The organism is Paraburkholderia caffeinilytica (genome assembly GCF_046030355.1).
Taxonomy (GTDB): Bacteria; Pseudomonadota; Gammaproteobacteria; order Burkholderiales; family Burkholderiaceae; genus Paraburkholderia; species Paraburkholderia caffeinilytica_B.
Window position 1 is genome coordinate 427,508 of record NZ_JAQQCQ010000002.1, and the last position, 21,597, is coordinate 449,104.

Consider the following 21,597-nt stretch of genomic DNA (forward strand, 5'->3'; position numbering starts at 1 on the left):
TCGCCGGACCATCCGACACACCGCGATACTGGGTTGGCGTTTCATAGCGGACACCTGGAAATGAAACCCAGCGGCGCTCACGCGACTTCGCCCTGCTCGTGAGCGAGCGACGCAGCCTGCCGGCCGTACTTGCTCCGGAGAAAGGCAAACAGCGCACCGGCCAGGACGCCGCCCAGCAACGGCGCTGCCCAGAACAGCCAGAGCTGGTCGAGTGCCCAGTCGCCGACGAACAACGCCTGACTGGTAGAGCGAGCGGGATTGATCGAGCCGTTGGTAACCGGGATCGACACCATGTACACGATCACCAGACACGCGCCGGCAACCAGTGGCGCGATCGGCCTCAGCCTTCGCCGGCAAGCCACCATCAAGCTCGCCAGAACGAAAGCAAACGACAGGACCAGCTCGACGACCAGCGCGGAATGAAGTTGATAGTCGGCGGGAGAATGGTCGCCGAAACCGTTCGCCGCGAATTCGCTCGCGGACAGTTCGAAACCGGGGCGCCCACTCGCGACATAAGCGAGCAGCGCCGCGGCTCCGATCGCCCCGAGAATCTGGGCAGCGATGTAGGGCAGCAGATCTCGAACCGGAAAGCGTTGCGCGACCGTAAAGCCGATCGTGACGGCCGGATTGAAGTGCGCGCCGGAGATGGCGCCGAATGCGTAGCTCGCCGTCACGAGCGCGAGACCAAATGCGCATGAGACCTCGAGCACGCCGTAACCTTGCTGGGCAGCGCCGGTGTTCAATACAATGCTGCCGCAGCCGATAAACACCACCCAGGCCGTCCCGACTCCTTCGACCCATAACCGCTTGCCTAGCCCTACCATGCCGCCTCCCAGTACTTGCAAATGGCAGACGGCGCCTCACTCCAGCCGCCAGACATCTGCCTGAATTTTCCAGACTCGTCACTGCTCAGGCTGGCGAAATCACTGCATTCACCAGCCGGGCATTGGAAGTCGAGCCTCGGTTAATTCACAACTATGAAACGGCAGCGTCACTCAACCAATCAGAAGACTCCTAAAGTCCCCAGAACCATCGTCCCGATTCAGGGTGTGCCTCTGACACGGCTGTCAGGCCAACCCTATCTGTCTCGCATAATCGATGAGGTCGTTTTCTGTCTCGAGGCCAAGCTTGCGCATCGCGCTTCGCTTTTGCGTGCTGATGGTCTTGCCGCTGCGTTGCAGACGTGTCGCGATTTCGTGGACAGCCAGACCTTGCACATAGAGCTGAAAGACTTCCCATTCGCGCGCACTCAGCACGCCCGCGCGCGGTTGCGGCGGCGCTTCGGATGCGTCTATCGCGACGCGCGCCTGGTCCGATAGGTAAACACGACCGCTAACCGCAGCCCCAATCGCTTCGATCAACGCCGCGGCGGTGTCGCGCTTGTCAACGATTCCCGCCACGCCGAGGTGCAACAATCCTGAAAGCAGATGCGCATGGCAGATCATCGTTAGCACGACGACGCAAGGATGCGGCCGGACCCGGAACAGGCGGCGTAGGAAAGACACAACATTACTGGCACCGTCAATGCCCGGCATGCCGATATCCGACACGACGACGTCGCACGCATGGGTGTCGAGCAATTCGGCCAGTGTTTGGGTATCGGGCGCCTCGCCGACTATCTCGATGTGGGATGCCGCTTGCAGCAGACGCATCACACCAACACGAACGCAATCGTGATCGTCGGCCACGATGACGCGAATCTTTTGTGTCATTTTTTGTTGTCTTATCGACTGGCACTCCCTGCACGCAACGTGCTTCCCCGGGATGTGCCGAGTGCATCTTCTGTTCGCCACGCCACCGGACTGGCGTGACGTCTCGCCGACTCAGCGCCGGTTCTGCAAACAATCCTCAGAGATCACGCCATGATCGACGGCGAAGCGGAACAGTTCCGCGTCGCTGTGCAGACCTAATTTGCGCATCGCGGTACATTTCTGAGCGCTGATGGTCTTGACACTGCGCCCGAAGCGCGAAGCGATCTCCGTTACGCCAAGCCCGCAAGCGTATTGCGTGAGCACCTCCAGTTCGCGGCGCGACAGCATTTGCCGGACAAGATCGAACCGCTGGGCGACCGTTGCGTCGGCAAGCAGCGATCGTACCGCCGGCCCGACATAGCACTCGCGAGCCAGCGCCGTGACGGCTGCCACGTGAATCAGATCGATCCGGTCGCGTTTGCTGATCAACCCGTCGGCGCCTAGCGCGATGACTTTTCTCAGCGCAGCGGCTTCGGTTTCCATGGTGAGTACGACGAGTGCCACGTCGGGATAGCGCGCCTTGAGCTGCCTGACGGCTTCCAGGCCGCCGCCGTAGAGGCCGCCTGGCATATATAGGTCCATGAGAACCAGGTCGCATGGAATACGCTCGACTTCTCTGAAAAGCTCTGTGGCATCGGCAGCACGACCGACGATCTGCATATTCGGATAGCCCGCCATCAGATTCTCGATCGCCAACAAAACCAGCGGATGATCGTCCGCGATGATGGTTCGAACAGGCGTGCTTAAGTCAGCGTTTTCATTCATCGTTTTTTCTCCCCCGTTCCTAGATTCCCTGTCGCTCTCTCCGGAGCAACTGGCCCTGCCGATATCATTGAACATATTTCAGAGGATAAACATAAGATCGCTCTGAAATAGTCCAATTAGAACCACGCCAATAATTGATTAGCTATGCGATTTAAATATCATAAACACCATATGCACGAATATAAGCAAAGAGACCAGGATCGTTGGTGACGCCGAGCTTACCCATTGCTTCGCGCTTTTGACGGCTGACGGTTCGGCGATGGCATCCGAGCGCCACCGCGATCTCCGCGATCGAATCGCCACGTACTGACATTCGGATAACTTCCGCCTGCCTGCGGGATAAACGGGGGACCGGCGGCAAATCGCCCGCTTCGTCCCGAGGCTGGGCAAGCGCGGCGACGACGGTACGGCCCACGTAGACCCTCCCCTTGTCACTCGCCTCGATCGCTTGCCAGAGCTCGTCCATTGTTTCCATTTTGCTGAGCGTGCTGACTGCGCCATCTGACACGATGGCGCGCAGAATCGCGGTGTTTGTCAGAGCCGTCATCACGACGATGCGTAATAGTGGCCACGTAGATCGGATTCGCCTGACAAGATTCAGACCGTCTTCCACCGCGCCAGATGCTTCCGGCATCGTCAGATCGGTGACGAGCACGTCGCATGGCGTGCTCTGCAACAGTTCGATCAATGAAGTAGGCGTGGTCGCTTCACCCACAATGGTGATACCGGCATGCAATTCCAGCGCGGCCCGAACGCCAAGCAAAACGAACGGATGATCGTCCGCCAGAATAATTCGAAGATTCACTACGATTTCTCTCAGTTGTTGTAGGTGTATTCGGCGAATCCACCGGGAAAATCCCATTCGCCTTACACGCTCTTTGACGGCCTCCTCACATGAGATGGCGCGCCAGGGGCGACCATAAAACCATCGCTACAACCAGGAGAAAATCGGAGCGCTCCGAAACCCACCGACAATTTGATAGCCCGTTGCATCGCTATCACAAGAGGAATGCGTCGTGACGCGAATCACATGGCATCACAAGCGCGTACCGCCGACGTCTTGCTCGCGCGAGCCGTGCGTGGAAATACCGGCAACGCGATCAATGCGCACAGACTGGCTACCGCCCACACCATCGGCCACGAACCCACCGACAACAACGGCGGAATCGCAAGCGGCGTCAGGAACAGCGTGAGAAAGACGCAAGTGTTGCCGATTGCGAGTGCCGTGCCTGCCCGGCTTGTTCCCGCAAGCGTCGCGAGTTCCGTGAAGGCAACGCCGTGCCACGCGGATGCGCTTATACCGCCCAGCACGATCATCAGCGCGAACACCGCCGTCATCGTCGCGTGATGCATGCCGACCAGACCCGTCACCAGAGCGAGCGATGCGAACAGCACCGCGGTCAACACACTGCAGGCGCGCATGTACGCACGCCGATTGCCGCGCCGGTCGGTCCATGCACCGCTCCAGACCCGCGCAACCGCAGCGCCTGTTTGCACCGCCGCCATCGTCACGCTGATCGCCAGCACACCGGCGCGGCTGAAGTCGTGGAGGAAAACGGTTCCGAACGTCACGACGGCAAGCTGCGGCACGCACAATGCGCCGGCGCCGAGCGCCACGCGCCAGATGCCGATATCGCGCAACGGCGAAACCTTCGCCGGCGCTGCACTCGCAACCGCAGCGTTGCGAGCCGTACCAGCACCGTTGCCTTCGGCGTGCGAAGGCTCGTGCAACCAGCGCCATGCGAACCCGGCGGTAATCGCGCATGCAAGAGCCAACACGGTGTACGCGCTGGCAAAGCCGAATCTCGAGGCGAGCACCGGCAAGATCAGCGCGCCCAGGCCGCCGCCGGCTGGCACGGCGGTTTGCCGAATGCTCATCGCGAGGCCGCGCTCACCTTCGCGAAACCAGGCCATCACCGCACGGCCGCTCGATCCGTTGACGCTGCCACCGAGCAAGCCGACCAGCAACAAGCCGAGCGCGAGCGTCGCCACGCCGGGCACATGCGCACCGGACGGCACCACGAACAATGCCAGGCCGGCTAGCGCCGCGGCGGTCGAAAGAAGTCCGAGCAGCAACACGCGGCGGTCGCCCCAACGGTCGGTCAGCAGTCCCCAAGGCAACTCGCTGACCGCAATGCCCAAACCGAGCATGCCGAGCACCAGTCCCAGCCCGTCATTACCGAGGTGATAGCCCGAACGCAAGAACACGGCCGTGGTCGGAATCCCCGAGAAAGCGGCCGAAAAACTCGCGTTCGCCGCAAAGCCGACGCCCAACACCTTCCACCGATGGCTGGCTGCACGCTCCCCCTGCACCCGCACGGCAACAATCGATTCGTTTCCCATGACAGCCCCTGCAATGAATGAATTGGAGGTATCCTACGGCTGGGCTAACCATCGGAAAAGCCGGAAATTCAGATGACTTCCATCGGATATACCGAATCATGAGCCAACGCGGATTTGACCTGACACAGTTGCGCACCTTCGTCGCTGTCGCGGAGTCGGGCAGCGTCTCGGCGGGCGCCGAGCGCGTATTCCTGTCGCAGTCGTCGGTGAGCGAGCAGTTGAAGAAACTCGAGGAGCGCGCCGGCCAGCCACTCTTCGTGCGCAGCAAGCAGGGGGTCACCGCCACGCCGGCCGGCAGCCGCCTGCTCGATCACGCGCGGCGCATCATCGCCATGAGCGAGGCGGCGTTCGAAGACCTGCAAGGCCGCTCGCTCGATGGCGAACTGCGCATCGCCATTACGGACTACTACCGTCCACTCGACATCGCGCGCATTCTCAAGACGTTCTCGGAACAGCATCCGCGCCTGAAGCTGCACGTCACCGTGCTGCCGAGCGCGGTGATCGACAGCAGCGCCGGCGACGATGCGTCGTACGACATCGGCCTCTCGTTGCGGCTCGTGACCGGGAACACGCGTGCCACCGGCCGGCGCGGCAGCGCGCAAAGCACCGTGGTGCGGCGCGAGAAGCTGCTGTGGGTCTGCGCGGCCGATGCCGATCCGCGGCCGGCCACGCCTTATCCCCTGATCTTGCTGCCGTCGAGTTGCCAGTTGCAGCGCTTCGTCGTGAAGTTGCTTGACGAGCACAAGGTGCCGTATCTGGTGTCGCATTCGGCTTCCGGCGTGGCCGGACTGCAACTGGCGCTGAAGGCCGGGCTCGGCATTTCCTGCCTGAACGAATCGTCGATCGGCGGGGGCATGGTGGCCTGTCCACCGAGCATCGGCCTGCCCGCACTGCCGGCTGTCGAGTTTCATTTGTTGCCGGGGCGAATCGGCGAAAGCGAACACGTCAGCAATGCACGCACGGCGTTGACGCGTCTCTTCAGTTGACGCGCTCGGCGTCGGTGCATGCGCTGCGACTCATGGATCCCGACAGAAACGTAGCGCAGCGCACCAATCACGTTCGACGGATGGAATCCGCACGCGTACCCGGCACAGAATAAATATTGAAGGCGCTCTAATCGACGCCTATGCTGATCAAATACGCCGCCGATTGGGCTGCCAAATTTTATTGACGCACCGGATAAATTCCTGCAACCTGCTGCACATCAGGAAGACGCATCAAGCGTTATTACCGTAGCCCGAAAGCCGCCATCCAACGGCGCACTCAGGCAGGTGATTGTTTTATGAAGCAATTGCATTGCCGCATCGATTCAATACTGCGCCTCCTTAACAAGTCCGCTTCGATTTGCTGTTCATGCAGTCGTTATAAAGACGTAAAGAAGAATAGGCAGGCGTGTCATGCATCGTTCATCGAATCCGACAGGCGATTCACGAGCGAATGCGTGAGAGATAAATAACGAAAGTAACCGTTCCCCCGGCGAGGCCTGGCGTGCATCGTAGATCTATCGGATTTTCGATTCTGGTGGTGCTTTACGTCATGTGGCGCGGCGCGGCGTTCGCGGCCACCGACGCATCAGGCGCCATGCCCTCGGCCATGGACGAGCGCGTGCGCGCCTGCACGTCATGTCACGGCGTACAAGGCCAAGGCCTGAACAACGATTACTTCCCGCGCATCGCCGGCAAGCCGGCCGATTATCTGTTCAATCAGTTGACCGCGTTCCGTGATGGCGGCCGCACTTATCCGCCAATGGGTTATTTGCTCGCCTTTCTACCCGACGACTATCTGCGCAAGATCAGCCAGTACTTCGCGGACCTGCAACCGCCCTACCCCAATCCCGATCACACCGACGTCGCACCCGCAGTGCTCGCAGCCGGACAACGGCTCGTCACTCAAGGCGACCCGGCACGCAAGATCCCGGCGTGCATCGCATGTCATGGCGCGCGCATGACGGGTACGCAACCTGGCATTCCGGGCCTGCTCGGCCTGCACGCGAGCTACATCGCCGGACAGATGGGCACGTGGCGCTCGGGTACACGTCACGCGCTTGCGCCGGACTGTATGCATTCGATTGCCGTCAAGCTGACCGACAAGGACATCACCGCGGTATCGAGCTGGCTCGCGCGCCAGCCTCGTCCTGCCGATCCACGGCCCGCGCCGGCGTCTGCCGAACGGCTGCCTCTCGCATGCGGGAGCCAACCGCAATGAAGCCGATCCTCCGCTCGATCCGTGCTGTTTCGCATGCCATGACGAAGCGCCGTCGCACCGCTGTTTCGCTTGTCTCCAGCTTGCTGGTTGCCGGCTCGGTCATCGCCGGCGGCGTACTTTGGAGCGCACCGCGTGCGTTGCTGATCGCTGAAGCACGCGCCGCTGAAGCCGTGCCTGCCGCCACGACTGCAACGGCCGCAGGCGACAAAGCCGACACCCGTCCCGACATCGTCAAGCGCGGCGAGTATCTCGCGCGCGCCGGCGACTGCGTCGCCTGTCATACCGCGCCGCGCGGCAAGCTGTTCGCCGGCGGCCTCGCCATGGACACACCGTTCGGCACGCTGTATTCACCGAACATCACACCGGACGCGCAATACGGTATCGGCACCTGGAGCGAGGAAGCGTTCTTCAAGATGATGCGCACCGGCCGCACGCCGGACGGCACCCTGCTCTACCCGGCGATGCCGATCGCCCAGTACACCAAGGTCACGCGCGAAGACTCGAATGCGATCTTCGCGTACCTGAAATCCGTGACACCGGTACGGGAGCCGAGCCACGCGCACACGCTGCGCTTCCCGTTCAACCAGCGCAAGCTGCTGTACGGCTGGCGCACGCTGTATTTCCGTGAAGGCGAGTTCCAGCCCGACCCGACCAAATCGGTCGAATGGAATCGCGGCGCGTATCTCGTCGACGGACTCGGACACTGCACGCTGTGTCACACCAAGATCAACGCGCTGGGTGGCTCATCGCAAAGCGAGCAGTTCGCCGGCGGTCTGATTCCGGTGCAGAACTGGTATGCGCCCTCGCTCACCTCTGACAAGGACGGCGGTCTCGGCGACTGGAGCATCAAGGACATCGTCGACCTGCTCCAGGCGGGCATTTCCGATCGCGGCGCCGTGTATGGGCCGATGGCCGAAGTCACCTATCACAGCCTTCAGTACATGACGGAAGACGACGTCAAGGCGATGGCGGTCTATCTCAAGACGCTACCGGACAATCGCGGCCGCAAATCGGGCCCGTCCGCGCCGACCAACACCAACGTGTTCGCGCTCGGCGGAAAGATCTACGCCGACAAGTGCGCCCTGTGCCACGGCGCGAACGGCGAGGGCCAGTTGCAACACTATCCGCCGCTCGCACGTAACCAGTCGATCGAAATGGACTCCGCGGTCAACCCGATCCGCATCGTGCTCAATGGCGGCTTCCCGCCCGGCACCGCGCGCAATCCCGAACCGTACGGCATGCCGCCGTTCGGTCAGGAGTTGAACGACACCGATGCCGCCGCCGTCGTCACCTATATCCGCACTGCGTGGGGCAACCATGGCCAGCCGGTGACGTCCCGCGAAGTCAACGAATTGCGCAAAGCGCCGCTGCACTGAACCTGAACCGCTGCACCGGAGAATCTCCTGATGGAAGCGAACGATACCCGCAGCGCGGCCCCACCGACGGATGAAGAAGTGGAACGCGTCGTCGCGGCCGGCCCGCATGGCGCGATCGCCGTGGCCGGCGTCGCCGCGCTGATCGTCATGGCGATCTGGTTCGGCTTCTACTTTCTTGTCTTTCTGCCGCGCGGCGTCATCCACTGACTATGTCGACTGATTCCAATCACCAACCGGGCAGCGGCCACGAAGTCGCCTTACGCGCCGAGCGCCGCTGGGCGATTTTCGCCACGGCGCTGATCGTGCTGATGCTCGTCGCCATCGTGTTCTCCGGGTTGCATTGGGCGATGATGCCGCCGTCGCGGGTCGAGACGATCGATCCTTCGCGCCTGCAACTGTCCGGCGAATTCGTCGAAGACAACCTCGGCAGCGCCGTCGAGCCAGACGGTTCGGTGGTCGTGCGTTTCGTCGCGCAGCAGTATTCGTTCACGCCGCAATGTCTGCTGGTGCCCGCCGACACGCCGATCACGATCCGCGTTACCAGCGCCGACGTCGTGCACGGCCTGCTCGTCACCGACACCAACATCAACACCATGGTCGTGCCCGGCTATGTCTCCACGCTGAACACGCGCTTCGACAAAGCCGGCGAGCACACCATGCCGTGTCACGAGTTCTGCGGCTACGGCCATCAGACCATGTGGGCGCACGTCAAGGTCATCGACAAAGCCACGTTCTTCGAGCAGGCCCGACAATCCCGGAGGCTCAGCTGTGTTTCACGCTAAGCGACTCGTTCTCGCGCATTTCTGGCTGGCCTTCATCGCGTTTCTGATCGCGCTGCTGCTCGGCGCATGGCAGATGCTGGTACGCAGCCCGCTGTTACCGTGGATCGGCGACCCTGAGCTTTACTATCGATCAGTGACCGCACACGGTTCGGTCATGGCTTACGTGATGCCCACCCTTGTTTCGATGGGCTTCGGCTACGCGATCGTCGAACTCGCGCTCGCACAGCGGCTCGTCGGTCTCAAGTGGGCGTGGGCCGCGTTCATCATGCTGGCAGTCGGTGCGGTGATGGCGATGGTCCCGGTCGCGCTCGGCAAGGCCTCGGTGCTCTACACGTTCTATCCACCGATGATCGGTAGTCCCTTCTATTACCTCGGCGTGGTGCTGGTCGTGGTCGGCTCGTGGATCTGGGTCGCGCTGATGCATGTGAATCTGCGCATCTGGAAACGTGCGAATCCGGGCAAGCCTATACCGCTCGCCATGTTCGCCAACGTCGCGGGGGCGTACCTATGGGCGTGGACCGCGATCGGCGCGGCGCTCGAAATCCTGTTCCAGATATTGCCTGTTGCCTTCGGTCTCACCAACACGATCGATGCCGGCCTCTCACGCATCCTGTTCTCGTGGACGCTGCATGCGATCGTCTACTTCTGGCTGATCCCGGCTTATATCGCGTACTACACGCTGGTGCCACGCGCGATCGGCGGAAGGCTCTATAGCGATTCGATGGCGCGCGTGTCGTTCATTCTGTTCCTCGTGTTCGCGATGCCGATCGGCATTCACCACCTGTTCGCCGATCCGCAGGTCGGCTCGGGCTTCAAGTTCCTGCATGCGGTGTTCACCGGCATGGTGTCGGTACCGACGCTGCTGACGGTGTTCACCATCTGTGCATCGGTGGAGATCGCCGGACGGTTGCGCGGCGGCAAGGGCGCGTTCGGCTGGTTGACCGCGTTGCCGTGGCAGAACCCGATGATGCTGGTAATCGCGTTTTCGTTCGTGATGCTCGGGCTCGGCGGCGCAGGCGGCCTGATCAATATGAGCTACCAGTTGAATTCGACCGTGCATAACACGCAGTGGGTGACCGGGCACTTCCATCTGATTTTCGGTGGGGCGATCGTCATCATGTACTTCGCGATCGCGTATGAACTGTGGCCGCAACTGACCGGCCGCGCGATTGCCTCGGTGAGGCTGGTGCGGACGCAACTCTGGCTGTGGTTCATCGGCATGATGGTGGTGACGCTGCCGTGGCACTACGTCGGCTTGCTCGGGGCGCCGCGCCGTATGGCGTATTACGACTACACCATGCCGGGGATGGAATCGCAGGCGTTCTGGGTGGGAATGTCGGCGGTGGGCGGGCTGATTCTGGTGGTGTCCGGCGTGCTGTTCATTTACATCCTCGCCAAGTCGCAATTCGGACCCGTGGTCCAGCAACAGAGTTTCCGCTTCGCGAGCGCGGCCCAACCGGTGGACCACGTGCCTGCCGCGCTCAATAGTTTCGGCTTGTGGGTGGCGTTGATGATCGGGCTGACGGTCGTCAACTACAGTGTGCCGATCGTTCAGCTGCTCAGATTGCCGCAGACGTCGGTGCCGGCAGTTGTCGTCGGAGCGCAGCGATGAGTCAGGAACGCGTCTTCAGCTTGCGCAACCCGTGGTTCACGGCGAGCCTGGGCGGCACGATTGCGATTGCCGTCGTGGCGATACTGATCGGCTTCGTCTGGTTGCCATCGGCGAATAGCGGATTCAGCGAGCGTGGTTTATGGGCGACGATTTGCAGCGCCGCGGGTGTGCCGTCGAGTTGGTACGGTGGCGCCAATATCGCCGGCCCGGCGCCGAGCGAAGTGGTGGTCTTGCCGCCTTTGCGGCGAGTACGAGCCGACGCGATTTCGATCGGCCGCGGCGCGACGATCGCGACGCAGAATTGCTCGATGTGTCATGGCGTGCTGGGCACGGTGCAGGTGACGGCGCCCGCGTTGGCCGGGCAGTACGCCGACGTGGTCTATAAAGAGTTGCGCGACTATCAGAATGGCGTGCGGCAGAACGCGGTGATGCAGCCGATCATTGCGGCTCGCAGCGATCAGGATCTGCATGATCTGGCGGCTTATTATGCTTCGCTGCCGAGGGCGCCGGCGGCTGAGGTTTTGCCGACCGGTGTGGGGCCCGATGCTAATGCTGTGAAGCTTGCGATGCAGGGTGATCCGCAGCGGAATATCGCGCCTTGTGCGGCTTGTCACGGGCAGTTGGATCGTAAGGGCGCTGCGCCTTGGCTGGGTGGGCAGTCTTCTATTTATCTCGCTACGCAGTTGCGGGCGTTTGCTTCCGGTTCCCGGCATAACGATATCAATGAGCAGATGCGGAATGTGGCTCGGCAGATGACGCCTGCGGAGATCGATAGCGTGGCTAAGTATTACGCTGCTATGCAGTGAGGGTTTGGGCCTGGTTTGGCCTTCGCAGCGCTTAACCGCGAATGACGTATTAGAAGGCCCGCACTCAGCGGGCCATTTTTTTGCTTAATGTCCTACGCGCAGCGCGCGCCTTTTTCATTGCTCTTGCGTGGTGGCCGCTAGTGCCGGCTATACAAGATCCACCGGGTTCGATGAACAGCATTTCGGACCCAGCTTATTGGCGGTCAGGACACGACCACCCCACATTGCCCATGCGTCGCCCGGTCGCTCCCAGCCTGGAGGCGTGGGCTCTGTTACTGCGTGCGGCTTGATAAACCCGAATGCAGATCATGTGTCTTTTGCCCGCGCCCTTCGCGGACTTTTTGGCCTGAACGGTTGTTATCGGCAATCAGACAAGACTGATTTCGCGCCAACCGTTGTGCCGTCGCAAACCTTGACGACTCTTAACACATCCGGCTTGCGTCATTCGGTAGGTTACGGACCTCTACCAATCCGTACTACAAAAGAAGATGAACCGGAGAGCATTCAGGCTGGTATTCAGCCGACTGAGAGGAATGCTGGTTGCCGTCGAAGAATCGGCCACGGTGACGGGCAAAGGTAACGGCGAGACTGCTGCAACGAGACGCGTGCTGACGGGTCCATCCGGCATATCGCATAGGTTCGCGCTACGAAACATCGCAGTCGCGACCCTGGTACTGCTAGGCGCGGCTCCCGCTTTCACCGCGGCGCAGATCGTGCCGGGCGGCGCGCATGCGCCCTCCGTGGTGCAAACGCAAAACGGGCTCGACCAGGTGAACATCAACCGGGCGTCGGGCGCTGGCGTGTCGATGAACACATACGGCCAGTTCGATATACCGTCAAAAGGCGCGATATTGAACAACTCGCCCACCATCGTGCAGACGCAGCAGGCGGGCATGATTAACGGCAATCCGAATTTCGGCCCCGGTCAGTCTGCGCGTGTCATCGTCAATCAGGTCAACAGCAGCGCAGCCAGCCAGATTAACGGACATCTTGAAGTCGCGGGCCAGCGCGCTGAAGTGGTCATCGCGAACGGTTCTGGCATCAGCGTGAACGGCGGCGGGTTTATCAATACGTCGAGAGCCATTCTGACCACTGGCACGCCGAACTTCGCGCCGGACGGCTCGCTCTCAGGCTTCAACGTGACGAACGGGAATATCACGATTCAGGGCGCGGGCCTGAACGTGACTAACGTCGACCAGGTTGATCTGATTGCACGCGCGGTACAGGCAAATGCCGCGATCTACGCGAAGAACCTGAACGTCATTACGGGCGCAAACAGTGTCGATCACGATACGCTGAACACCGCAGCGATCGCCGGAAGCGGACCGGTGCCGGGCGTCTCCATCGACGTGAGCAATCTCGGCGGCATGTATGCGAACCGCATCGTTCTTGTCGGTACGGAGAACGGTGTGGGCGTATCCACCAAGGGCGTACTTGCTGCGCAGGCGGCCGACCTGATTCTGACCACACAGGGCAAGCTAGTCCTTGCGGGACAGACCAACGCAAGCGGCAACATCGCGATCAACGCGCACGACGGCATCGACAACAGCGGCACGACCTACGCGCAGCAGAACGTTAGCGCAACCACGGCGGGCGCGCTGAACAACAGCGGCACGCTGGTCGCGCAGCAGAACGCGACGGTTAACGCCGGCAGCATTGCATCGGCCGGGACGCTTGGCGCAGGGATCAACGGCGACGGCTCGATTGCCCAGGCGGGCGAACTGACTCTGAACGCGAGCGGCGCGCTAACGGCAACCGGGCGCAATGCGGCGGCCGGCGGCGCAACGATACAGGGCGCATCGGTTAATCTCGCAGGCAGCAGTACGTCAGCGAATGGCAACCTGACACTGACGGCAACGGCCGGCGACCTGAACACCGCGGGCGCCACCACCACGGCGGGCGGCGCGCTGACGGCCAGCGCGGCTGGCACACTGGCGAACGATAACGGTGTGCTGTCGTCAGGCGGCGCGCAGACCGTCAATGCGGGCGCACTGTCGAACCGTAACGGCCAGATGGTAGCGGGCGGCACGTTCTCGGAAAACGTCACGGGCGCAGTCTCGAACACGGGCGGCACGATGCAGGCGGCGGGCGCGCTGACGGCGAGCGTCGGGTCATTCGACAACACGGCCGGACGTGTCGCGTCGCTCAATGCGGACGGCCTGACGCTATCCACCACTGGCCTGCTGAACAACGGCGCGGGCGGCAACGGGACTGGCAACATCGGCGGCAATGGGAACGTCACGGTGCAGGCCGGACAGATTGCAAACGCGGGCTCGATTACGGCAGTCCAGAACCTGATTGCGGCAGCGGTTCAAACGCTGTTCAACGGCGGCACGCTCGCAGCGAACGGGAATGTGAACGTATCGGCCGGCACGACGCTGACCAACGCGAACACGATCGCAGCCGGCCGGCAGGCGTTCATCAGCGCTGCGACATTCGACAACAGCAACGGCTCGACGAGTGCGGACCAGCTCACGCTCGGCGCGACAAACCTCGTCAATCACGGCGGCGCAATCACGCAGACCGGCAACGGTGCGGCCCGCGTCAACGTATCCGGCACGCTCGACAATACGGGCGGCACGATCCAGACCAACAGTACGGATCTCGCGCTCGGCCCCGCCACACTCCTGAACGACAACGGCACGATCGCCAGTTCTGGCAGCGGCACGCTGTCAGTGAAAACCGGCACGCTATCGAATAACGGCGGCACCATCGCGACCAACGGCGCACTCGACGCGCACGCGGGGGCAGTATCGAACCGCGCCGGTACACTCGCGGCGCAGACCGGCGCGACACTTAACGTTGCCTCGCTCGACAACAGCGCAGGCGGCTATATCGGCGCGCAGACCGTGTCGGTGACGGATGCGGGCGCACTGGTCAACGCTGGCGGCACGATCCAGGCAAACGACACGCTTTCCGTGTCTGCCCAATCCGTTGCCAACGACAGCGGTTCCATCGCGAACGGTGGCACGGGCATGACATCGGTCAACGCCAGCGGCGCAGTGACCAATACGAATAACGGCCTGATTGGCGGCAATGGCAACGTGTCGGTATCGGGCGGCAGCGTTAGTAATGCGGGCGGCACGATCACGGCAGCCGGCACTACGACCGTTCAGTCCGGCAGCACGCTCGACAACCGCGCGGGACTAATTCAGGGCACGGGCAACGTGAGCGCATCGGCACAGGGCGCGATCGACAACACGGCCGGACAGATCGAAGCGGACGGCACGGACGCCACCATGCAGCTATCGGCCGCGTCGCTCGACAACACAAACGGCCGCGTCGCGAACACTGGCAATGGTGCGACGACAATCAGCGCGGCCGGAATTACAAACAGAAACACGGGCGGCATGGCAGGCGCCGGGACGATCGGCGGTAATGGCGACGTGACGCTCAACGCGCAAATGCTATCCAACACGGGCGGCGCGCAGACCATCGCCGGCCACGACCTGACGCTGAACATCGGGCAACTCGCCGATAACACGAACGCGAAACTGTCGGGCGCGAATAACGTCACGCTCAACGGTCCGAATGCGGCATTCATCAATGCGGGCGGCTCGGTTCATGGCAACGGCGCGATCGGCCTGAACGTCGCGACACTGGACAACACAGCAGGCAGGATCGGCAACGACACCAGCAGCGGCGGCAGCATCGCGATTGCTACAGGCTCGCTCGCGAACCAGAGTGGCGCGATCGGCAGCGACCAGAATCTGAGCGTTACGACGAACCAGCTTACGGGGGACGGCAGAATCATCGCCGGCAACGACGGCGCGGTGACGGTGAACGGCGACTACACACTCGACGGTACGAACCAGATCCTAGCGAATCACGACCTCACCTTTAACACGTCGGGTAATTTCACCAATCAGGGTACGCTCGGCGCGGTGAATGCGCTCACGGTCAACGCGGCCAGTGTCGATAACCAGACCGGCGCAGACCTGAATTCGACGAACACAACGGTCAACGCAGCCGGCTCAATCAGCAACGCGGGCCGCATCGAAGGCGATAGCGTCACCACGCATAGCGCCGCGCTTGTGAACGTCGCGACCATCGTCGGCAATACCGTGACACTGAACGCCGGTTCCATCGCGAACACAGGCGCGGCGGCGGCAATTGCAGCGGCCACAGCGGTGAACCTGTACTCGCCTGGTGACATTTCGAACACGGGCGGCGCGAATATTTTCAGTCTCGGCGATATCAACATCGCGGCAGATGCCACGCGTGACGCCAAAGGCCTGCTCGCAAACCGCGCGAATTCCGTCACGAACGACCAGTCAACGATTGAAGCACAGGGCAACATTGAAGTCGCCACGCAGACGCTGACCAATACGCGCCCCGCGCCAACGGTCGAAACAGTGACCACCGATGTCGATACGGCTCACCAGACCAAGCGCGACAAGTACATGGCCTGTACGACGACCAACGGCGACAAGGGTTTCTGTACGACGGACATGTGGAACAACGGCTATCTCGCGCCGATTAACACGACCTTCTCCGGTTCGGATGTGGTGTCGCAGACTTCCGGGCCGAACGCCATTGACAAGGTGCTGGTCGTCAACGTCAATGGCCAGCCGCAGACGATCTACTACAACTCGATCACGACCAACGCTGACGGCACGATTACCGTCAGCTATTGGGACGGCTACGACCCGAACGTCAACTACGACCCGGCCACGGAGTACACCTCACGCAACGATGCTCATAAGGGCTATCAGCGCGTCGAGATAGCGCGCGACACGACAACCACCACGCAGCAGGATCAGGTCACGGGTCCGCAGGCACAGCAGGCCCAACTACTCGCGGGCGGCAACATGACGCTCGCCAACGTCGGGACCGTGAACAATGCGTATAGCGCGATTGCAGCGGGCAGCGCCATCGCGATTGGTAGCGACGCCTATGGCGGCACGCTCGTGAATAACACCGGCCAGACGCTGTACCAGTACCAGAAGCAGGACATCGTTTCGACCTATGCGTGGAACGAGAACATTTCGCGCGACGTGGGAACCGTGGTTGAACCTTCGATCGTCCTTTCTCCAGTTGCGATCGGTGGCACGGGCGGCACGATCATCGCGAACAACGCGGTGCAGATCAACGCAACCGACATCAACAACACCAACGTCGCGGCAGCGAACTCGGCCACGGGTGCAACGGGCGGCACACTCGGCGCCAATGGCAAAGTCGGCGGCGTGGCGGGCGGCGGCGCGCAGACCGTCAACCTCGCGACCGGCCAGACGCAGACCATCAACGCGCCGCAGTCCATCACGGGACCGACTGGCGCGCTGAATATCACGTTGCCGTCGAGCGGTCTGTACACGTTTAACACGTCGCCAAGTGCGACGTATCTTGTCGTGACTGATCCGCGTCTGACCGGTTATTCAAGTTTCATTTCGAGCGACTACATGCTTGGCGCGCTCGGGCTCGATCCGTCGAAAACCATCAAGCGGCTCGGCGACGGCGCGTATGAAGAACAGATGGTACGCAACCAGATCACCCAACTGACCGGGCGTGTCTACCTGCAAGGCTACACGAGCAACGAGGACGAATATCGCGCACTGATGAACAGCGGCGTCAACGTCGCGAAGGAATTCAACCTTGAGCCGGGCATGGCGCTCACGGCCGCGCAGATGGATGCGCTGACCAGCGACATCGTATGGATGGTCAACCAGACCGTCACCCTGCCGGACGGTTCGACGCAGACCGTGCTTGCGCCCGTCGTGTATCTCGCGCACGCAAACGCCAATGATCTGCAACCGACCGGCGCACTGATTGCGGCCGACGATGTCGAGATTCACGCCACCGGCAGCGCGATCAATTCGGGTGTCATCAAAGGCGGCACGCAGACCGTTATCATCGCGACCAATATCCTGAATCGACGCGGTTCGATCGGCAGCAGCGCGGACAACGGCACGACCGTGGTCGCGGCGACGAACGACGTGGTCAACGCCTCGGGTCGCATTACCGCCAACCGCGTGGCCGTGCTGGCGGGTCATGACATCGTCAATACGACACTGGTGGATACGGTGGGCGTCAGTTCGAGCGCAGGCAACAGTAAGGTCAGCCAGAGCCTGGTCGGTGCGCAGGGCACGATTGCATCAACGGGCGATATGGTCATCGCAGCAGGCAATGACCTGACGGTTCACGGGGCAAACATCGCGGCCGGCGGTAACGCGCAGATCGCGGCCGGGCACGATATCAATGTCGATACCGTGCAGTCTGACACCTCGCAGTCCGTGACGAAGAACGACCAGCACCATTGGGAAGCCAGCAGTACGCTTAACCAGACGGGCGGCATCAGCGCGGGCGGCGACCTCGCGATGCAGAGTGGCAACGACATGACGTTCAGGGGGGCCACTGTCGCGGCGGGTGGCACTATGGCCGTGGTCGCGGGCGGAAACCTGACGGCGACCAACGTTACAAATACCGCGACCTATAACAACGTCGCCACTGACGACAGGACGCGCAAGCAGGCGGACCGCAGTTATGACGAGCAGGTAGTCGGGACGAGTTTTACAGCCGGCGGCAGCGGCACCCTTGCAGCACTCAGCAAGGATGCCTCGAAAGGCAATGTCACGTTGACCGGTTCATCGCTTTCGACGGGAACCGACACGGCGAATATCGTCGCAACCGGCAACGTGAACATCAACGAGGCGCGCGAGGAACACGACAGCTACACGGCAACGGAGTCGAAGCGCGCCAGCGCCTTCCATGGCTCGACCACGAACACCAGCCAGACCACACAGGCAAATATTGGCGTCGCCAGTACCGTGTCGGGCGACTCGGTCAACGTCAGCGCGGGCAAAGACCTGACCGTCAAAGGTGCGACCATCGCGGGCACGAACGACGTGAACCTCGCGGCTGGCGGCAACGTGGCGATCACGACGTCGCAGGACACACAGAACACGTCGACCTATTACCAGAAACATGAATCCGGTTTCGGCACGGGCGGAGGCATCGGGATATCGGTCAGCAGCCAGACGCAGACCAGCACGGCCAGCACGTCACAGGTGACGAATACCGGCAGCACGATCGGATCGCTGAACGGCAACCTGAACATCGTCGCCGGCAACGATCTGCATGTGACGGGCAGCGACCTGATTGCAGCGAAGAACGTCACGGGTACGGGGGCGAATGTCACCATCGACTCAGCGGTCGACACGTATCAACACGACGAGAAGCAGACGGTCAGCAAGAGCGGCTTCACGCTCGCGATCAAGGCGCCGGTTATCGACGCGATATCGAATATGGTCGACCAGGCGCACGCGGCGAGCCATAGCCAGGACGATCGCGCGGCGGCATTGCACGGTATGGCGGCGGCGAGCAGCGCAGTCGATGCGCTTGGCGCGGGCGGCGCTGCTGCTGGCGCGCTCGCAAACGGCGCACAACCCGAAGCCAAGATAGAACTCAGTTACGGCAGTAGCCACAGCGAGAACACCTATTCGGAAGCCTCAGCCACGAACAGGGGTTCCAATGTGACGGCGGGCGGCACGGCTGCATTCGTCGCGACCGGCAACGGCGCTTCGGGCAGCAGCACGGGCAGCGGCAACGTGACGATTGCCGGCTCGAACGTGAACGCCAGTGACGTGATTCTCGCGGCGAAGAACCAGGTCAACCTCGTCAACACGACCGACACTGATTCGACGCGCAGCACGAACCAGTCGAGCAGCGCGAGCGTGGGCATATCGTATGGTACGAGCGGGTTCGGTGTGGATGCGTCGATGTCGAAGGCGCACGGCAACAGTAACGGCGACACTGCTATCCAGAACAACACACACGTGACGGCCGCAAACACCGCGACGATTATCTCGGGCGGCGATACGAACATCATCGGTGCGAACCTGAGCGGCAATCAGATGAACGCCGACATTGGCGGCAACCTGAACATCGCGAGTGTGCAGGACACGATGACGACGGCCGTGCATCAGGAAAGTACGGGCGGCGGATTCGCCATCAGTCAGGGCGGCGGCAGCGCGAGTTTCAGCCACAGGAATGCGAATGCGAACGGCAGCTATGCCGGCGTGAACGAACAGGCCGGTATCCAGGCGGGCGACGGCGGTTTCAACATCAGCGTGAACGGCAAGACGGACCTGAAAGGCGCAGTCATCGCGAGCGATGTGGACGCTTCGAAGAACACGCTGACAACCGGCACGCTGACCTACTCCGATATCGCCAACAGTTCGAACTACGATGTGAAAAGCGGCGGGATCTCGGCCGGCGCTTCAATGGGCGTGCCGGACAAGGTGGTTGGACCGGCCTCGGTGCCGAACTCGGGCGGTATCACGCCTGCCCTTAGCCAGCACGACAGTGGCAGTGACAGCGCGACGACACGCAGCGGCGTGAGCGCCGGCGCGATCAATATTACTGACGCAGACCATCAGACGCAGGACGTGGCGAGCCTGAACCGCGACACGTCGGACACAAATGGGACGGTCACGAAAACGCCGAACCTGAACAACCTGCTGGAGCGGCAGGCGGACATGATGAGTGCGGCGAGCGCGGCCGGTCAGGCAGTGGCGATGCAGATCGGCAACTATGCGGACCTGCGTCTGCAGGAGGCGCGGGATGCGGGAGATCAGGCGGGCATTGCGGCGTGGTCTGAGGGTGGCAGCGCGCGCGTGGCGATGCACACGGCAGGCGGTGCGCTGGTGGCCGGACTCGGCGGCGGCAATGCGTTGGGCGCCGCCGCGGGTGCGGCGACGTCGGCGGTACTGGCGGGGAACCTGAACGGCATCAGCAATGCGGTTCACGACGCAAACCCAACTGGCGACGCCGATGCGAACCGAACGCTGGGCAACATCCTGGCCAATGCCTTGGCCGGAAGCGCGGGCGCACTCGTGGGCGGAAATTCCGGTGCATTTGCGGGGGCAAACGAGGATCTGTATAACCGCAGTAGCTCGTGCAACGGCGCTCACTGCGATGACAGCAATGCGATCGGCAAACGGAGCGATCCGGGCGATCCGTTCAGAATCGATCTGGTGAGCAAGTATTGTGGTGCGGGCAATTCATGTACCGATGCCCAGCTTAAGCAGGTCATGCAAGCTCAAGCCGATGTGGCAAAAGCGGTGAGCGAGACGCCATTGGTGGCAACTCTGTCGCCAAATTACGCCACTGTCGGTGCGGGTAGCCTGTCAGGCGCAGTGGGCGGTGCGGTCAACCTCTACGACGGTGCAGTTTATACGTCATACAGTGTTAGTCAGTCATTCCCGCCCGCATCGTGGGCGCCGGGTGCTACAGCCACGTTTGGTTGGATTTGGGGGGCGCGTAATGCATCGTCGACTAATGCATTCATGAATGGAGACGGAAACCAGTTTTACGTCTCTATCCCCCTCGGTAGAATTAATTTAATGGGTGCGGTTACCCACGCCTATGGTGGTTCAACAGCTATTGAACTAGGCATTACCTCGCCCGGAGGGATTACGGCGGGCATTGTGCCTTGGAGTCATTCGACTCCGCTTAACGAGAAAAAGTGACGATGGAGGATCGAGATGCGAGGGCCAACTGACGAAGAGTGGAAGCGCATGACCCCGGAGCAGAAGACGACTTATAAAATATTTGTTGGAGTCGTTCTGTGTATCTTGGCTTTACTCTTGGTAAAGAAGTTCTTCTTCTAAATCTATACGACCAGAACAACAAACCCGGCTGCGGCCGGGTTTGCTGTTTGTGGAGTCGTTCAATCTGGCGTGATGACGAGCCTGCCGTGCTCGACCTGGATTCTCACGCGCAGGCCGGGCGGGAAGCCGGCCTGCTCAAGCCAGATGCCGGCGATGCGCAGCCACGGAAAAAACCTTGGTGTTCGCCAGGGCCTGCCGGGTTTCGGTGAGGGTCGCCAGCGCATGATCTCCTGGACGGTGGCGTGTCGCTCGGGAGGAGCGTGCAATGCTTTAAGATTGGCGTCAGCCATGATCAACTCCTCTAATGAGTTGGTTGTGGTCAGCGGGCCGTGAGTGCTGGTAACACTCA

14 protein-coding genes are annotated in these 21,597 nt (G+C 61.7%); 8 read left to right on the forward strand and 6 right to left on the reverse strand.

The genetic code is table 11. The features are described from left to right. Positions 1–77: 77 nt before the first annotated feature. The 5 genes from aqpZ to PQQ95_RS04200 all read right to left on the reverse strand — a co-directional run bounded on the left by aqpZ (position 78) and on the right by PQQ95_RS04200 (position 4,859). Positions 78–824, reverse strand: a complete 747-nt coding sequence (aqpZ, locus tag PQQ95_RS04180; RefSeq protein ID WP_408435155.1) for an aquaporin Z — start codon at positions 822–824, stop codon at positions 78–80. Positions 825–1,067: 243 nt separating this feature from the next. Further along, positions 1,068–1,712, reverse strand: coding sequence for a response regulator (locus PQQ95_RS04185; RefSeq protein WP_408435157.1), 645 nt, complete (start codon positions 1,710–1,712; stop codon positions 1,068–1,070). A 111-nt stretch (positions 1,713–1,823) separates the two neighbouring features. Further along, entirely contained in the window at positions 1,824–2,516 is a 693-nt protein-coding gene (locus PQQ95_RS04190; RefSeq protein ID WP_408435344.1) for a response regulator, read from the reverse strand. Between the two features lie 151 nt (positions 2,517–2,667). After that, positions 2,668–3,321: a response regulator gene (locus PQQ95_RS04195; RefSeq protein ID WP_408435159.1), complete on the reverse strand. Its 654-nt coding sequence runs from the start codon at positions 3,319–3,321 to the stop codon at positions 2,668–2,670. Positions 3,322–3,542: 221 nt separating this feature from the next. Beyond that, positions 3,543–4,859, reverse strand: a complete 1,317-nt coding sequence (locus PQQ95_RS04200) for an MFS transporter (RefSeq protein WP_408435161.1) — start codon at positions 4,857–4,859, stop codon at positions 3,543–3,545. A gap of 98 nt (positions 4,860–4,957) precedes the next feature. Here PQQ95_RS04200 and PQQ95_RS04205 point away from each other — a divergent pair, with 98 nt between their 5' ends. The 8 genes from PQQ95_RS04205 (at position 4,958) to PQQ95_RS04240 (ending at position 21,107) form a co-directional block, all read left to right on the forward strand. Beyond that, a complete protein-coding gene (locus PQQ95_RS04205; protein ID WP_408435162.1) occupies positions 4,958–5,845 on the forward strand; it encodes a LysR family transcriptional regulator in 888 nt (295 codons plus the stop codon). A gap of 502 nt (positions 5,846–6,347) precedes the next feature. After that, complete coding sequence (locus PQQ95_RS04210) at positions 6,348–7,064, forward strand: c-type cytochrome (protein ID WP_408435164.1); 717 nt, start codon at positions 6,348–6,350, stop codon at positions 7,062–7,064. Then, the gene (locus tag PQQ95_RS04215) at positions 7,061–8,440 is read left to right on the forward strand and encodes a c-type cytochrome (protein ID WP_408435166.1); all 1,380 of its coding nucleotides are present in this window, start codon (positions 7,061–7,063) and stop codon (positions 8,438–8,440) included. The genes PQQ95_RS04210 and PQQ95_RS04215 overlap by 4 nt, the downstream gene beginning before the upstream one ends. 30 nt (positions 8,441–8,470) lie before the next feature. Further along, positions 8,471–8,647, forward strand: a complete 177-nt coding sequence (locus tag PQQ95_RS04220; protein ID WP_408435168.1) for a hypothetical protein — start codon at positions 8,471–8,473, stop codon at positions 8,645–8,647. Positions 8,648–8,649: 2 nt separating this feature from the next. Then, positions 8,650–9,222: a cupredoxin domain-containing protein gene (locus tag PQQ95_RS04225; RefSeq protein ID WP_408435170.1), complete on the forward strand. Its 573-nt coding sequence runs from the start codon at positions 8,650–8,652 to the stop codon at positions 9,220–9,222. Beyond that, positions 9,209–10,834: a b(o/a)3-type cytochrome-c oxidase subunit 1 gene (locus tag PQQ95_RS04230; protein ID WP_408435171.1), complete on the forward strand. Its 1,626-nt coding sequence runs from the start codon at positions 9,209–9,211 to the stop codon at positions 10,832–10,834. The genes PQQ95_RS04225 and PQQ95_RS04230 overlap by 14 nt, the downstream gene beginning before the upstream one ends. Then, positions 10,831–11,640, forward strand: a complete 810-nt coding sequence (locus tag PQQ95_RS04235; protein ID WP_408435173.1) for a c-type cytochrome — start codon at positions 10,831–10,833, stop codon at positions 11,638–11,640. The genes PQQ95_RS04230 and PQQ95_RS04235 overlap by 4 nt, the downstream gene beginning before the upstream one ends. A 488-nt stretch (positions 11,641–12,128) precedes the next feature. Further along, the gene (locus PQQ95_RS04240) at positions 12,129–21,107 is read left to right on the forward strand and encodes a hemagglutinin repeat-containing protein (protein ID WP_408435175.1); all 8,979 of its coding nucleotides are present in this window, start codon (positions 12,129–12,131) and stop codon (positions 21,105–21,107) included. A gap of 200 nt (positions 21,108–21,307) precedes the next feature. Here the strand turns inward: PQQ95_RS04240 and PQQ95_RS04245 are convergent, their stop codons facing one another. Next, positions 21,308–21,538, reverse strand: a complete 231-nt coding sequence (locus tag PQQ95_RS04245) for a SymE family type I addiction module toxin (RefSeq protein WP_408435177.1) — start codon at positions 21,536–21,538, stop codon at positions 21,308–21,310. Positions 21,539–21,597 lie beyond the last annotated feature (59 nt).

Excerpts from the sequence above, each read along its gene's own strand:
- PQQ95_RS04235 (WP_408435173.1), top strand. The coding sequence starts at position 10,831 with ATGAGTCAGGAACGCGTCTTCAGCTTGCGCAACCCGTGGTTCACGGCG.
- PQQ95_RS04185 (WP_408435157.1), bottom strand. The coding sequence starts at position 1,712 with ATGACACAAAAGATTCGCGTCATCGTGGCCGACGATCACGATTGCGTT.
- PQQ95_RS04225 (WP_408435170.1), top strand. The coding sequence starts at position 8,650 with ATGTCGACTGATTCCAATCACCAACCGGGCAGCGGCCACGAAGTCGCC.
- aqpZ (WP_408435155.1), bottom strand. The coding sequence starts at position 824 with ATGGTAGGGCTAGGCAAGCGGTTATGGGTCGAAGGAGTCGGGACGGCC.
- PQQ95_RS04190 (WP_408435344.1), bottom strand. The coding sequence starts at position 2,516 with ATGAATGAAAACGCTGACTTAAGCACGCCTGTTCGAACCATCATCGCG.
- PQQ95_RS04205 (WP_408435162.1), top strand. The coding sequence starts at position 4,958 with ATGAGCCAACGCGGATTTGACCTGACACAGTTGCGCACCTTCGTCGCT.
- PQQ95_RS04215 (WP_408435166.1), top strand. The coding sequence starts at position 7,061 with ATGAAGCCGATCCTCCGCTCGATCCGTGCTGTTTCGCATGCCATGACG.
- PQQ95_RS04245 (WP_408435177.1), bottom strand. The coding sequence starts at position 21,538 with ATGGCTGACGCCAATCTTAAAGCATTGCACGCTCCTCCCGAGCGACAC.
- PQQ95_RS04200 (WP_408435161.1), bottom strand. The coding sequence starts at position 4,859 with ATGGGAAACGAATCGATTGTTGCCGTGCGGGTGCAGGGGGAGCGTGCA.
- PQQ95_RS04220 (WP_408435168.1), top strand. The coding sequence starts at position 8,471 with ATGGAAGCGAACGATACCCGCAGCGCGGCCCCACCGACGGATGAAGAA.
- PQQ95_RS04240 (WP_408435175.1), top strand. The coding sequence starts at position 12,129 with ATGAACCGGAGAGCATTCAGGCTGGTATTCAGCCGACTGAGAGGAATG.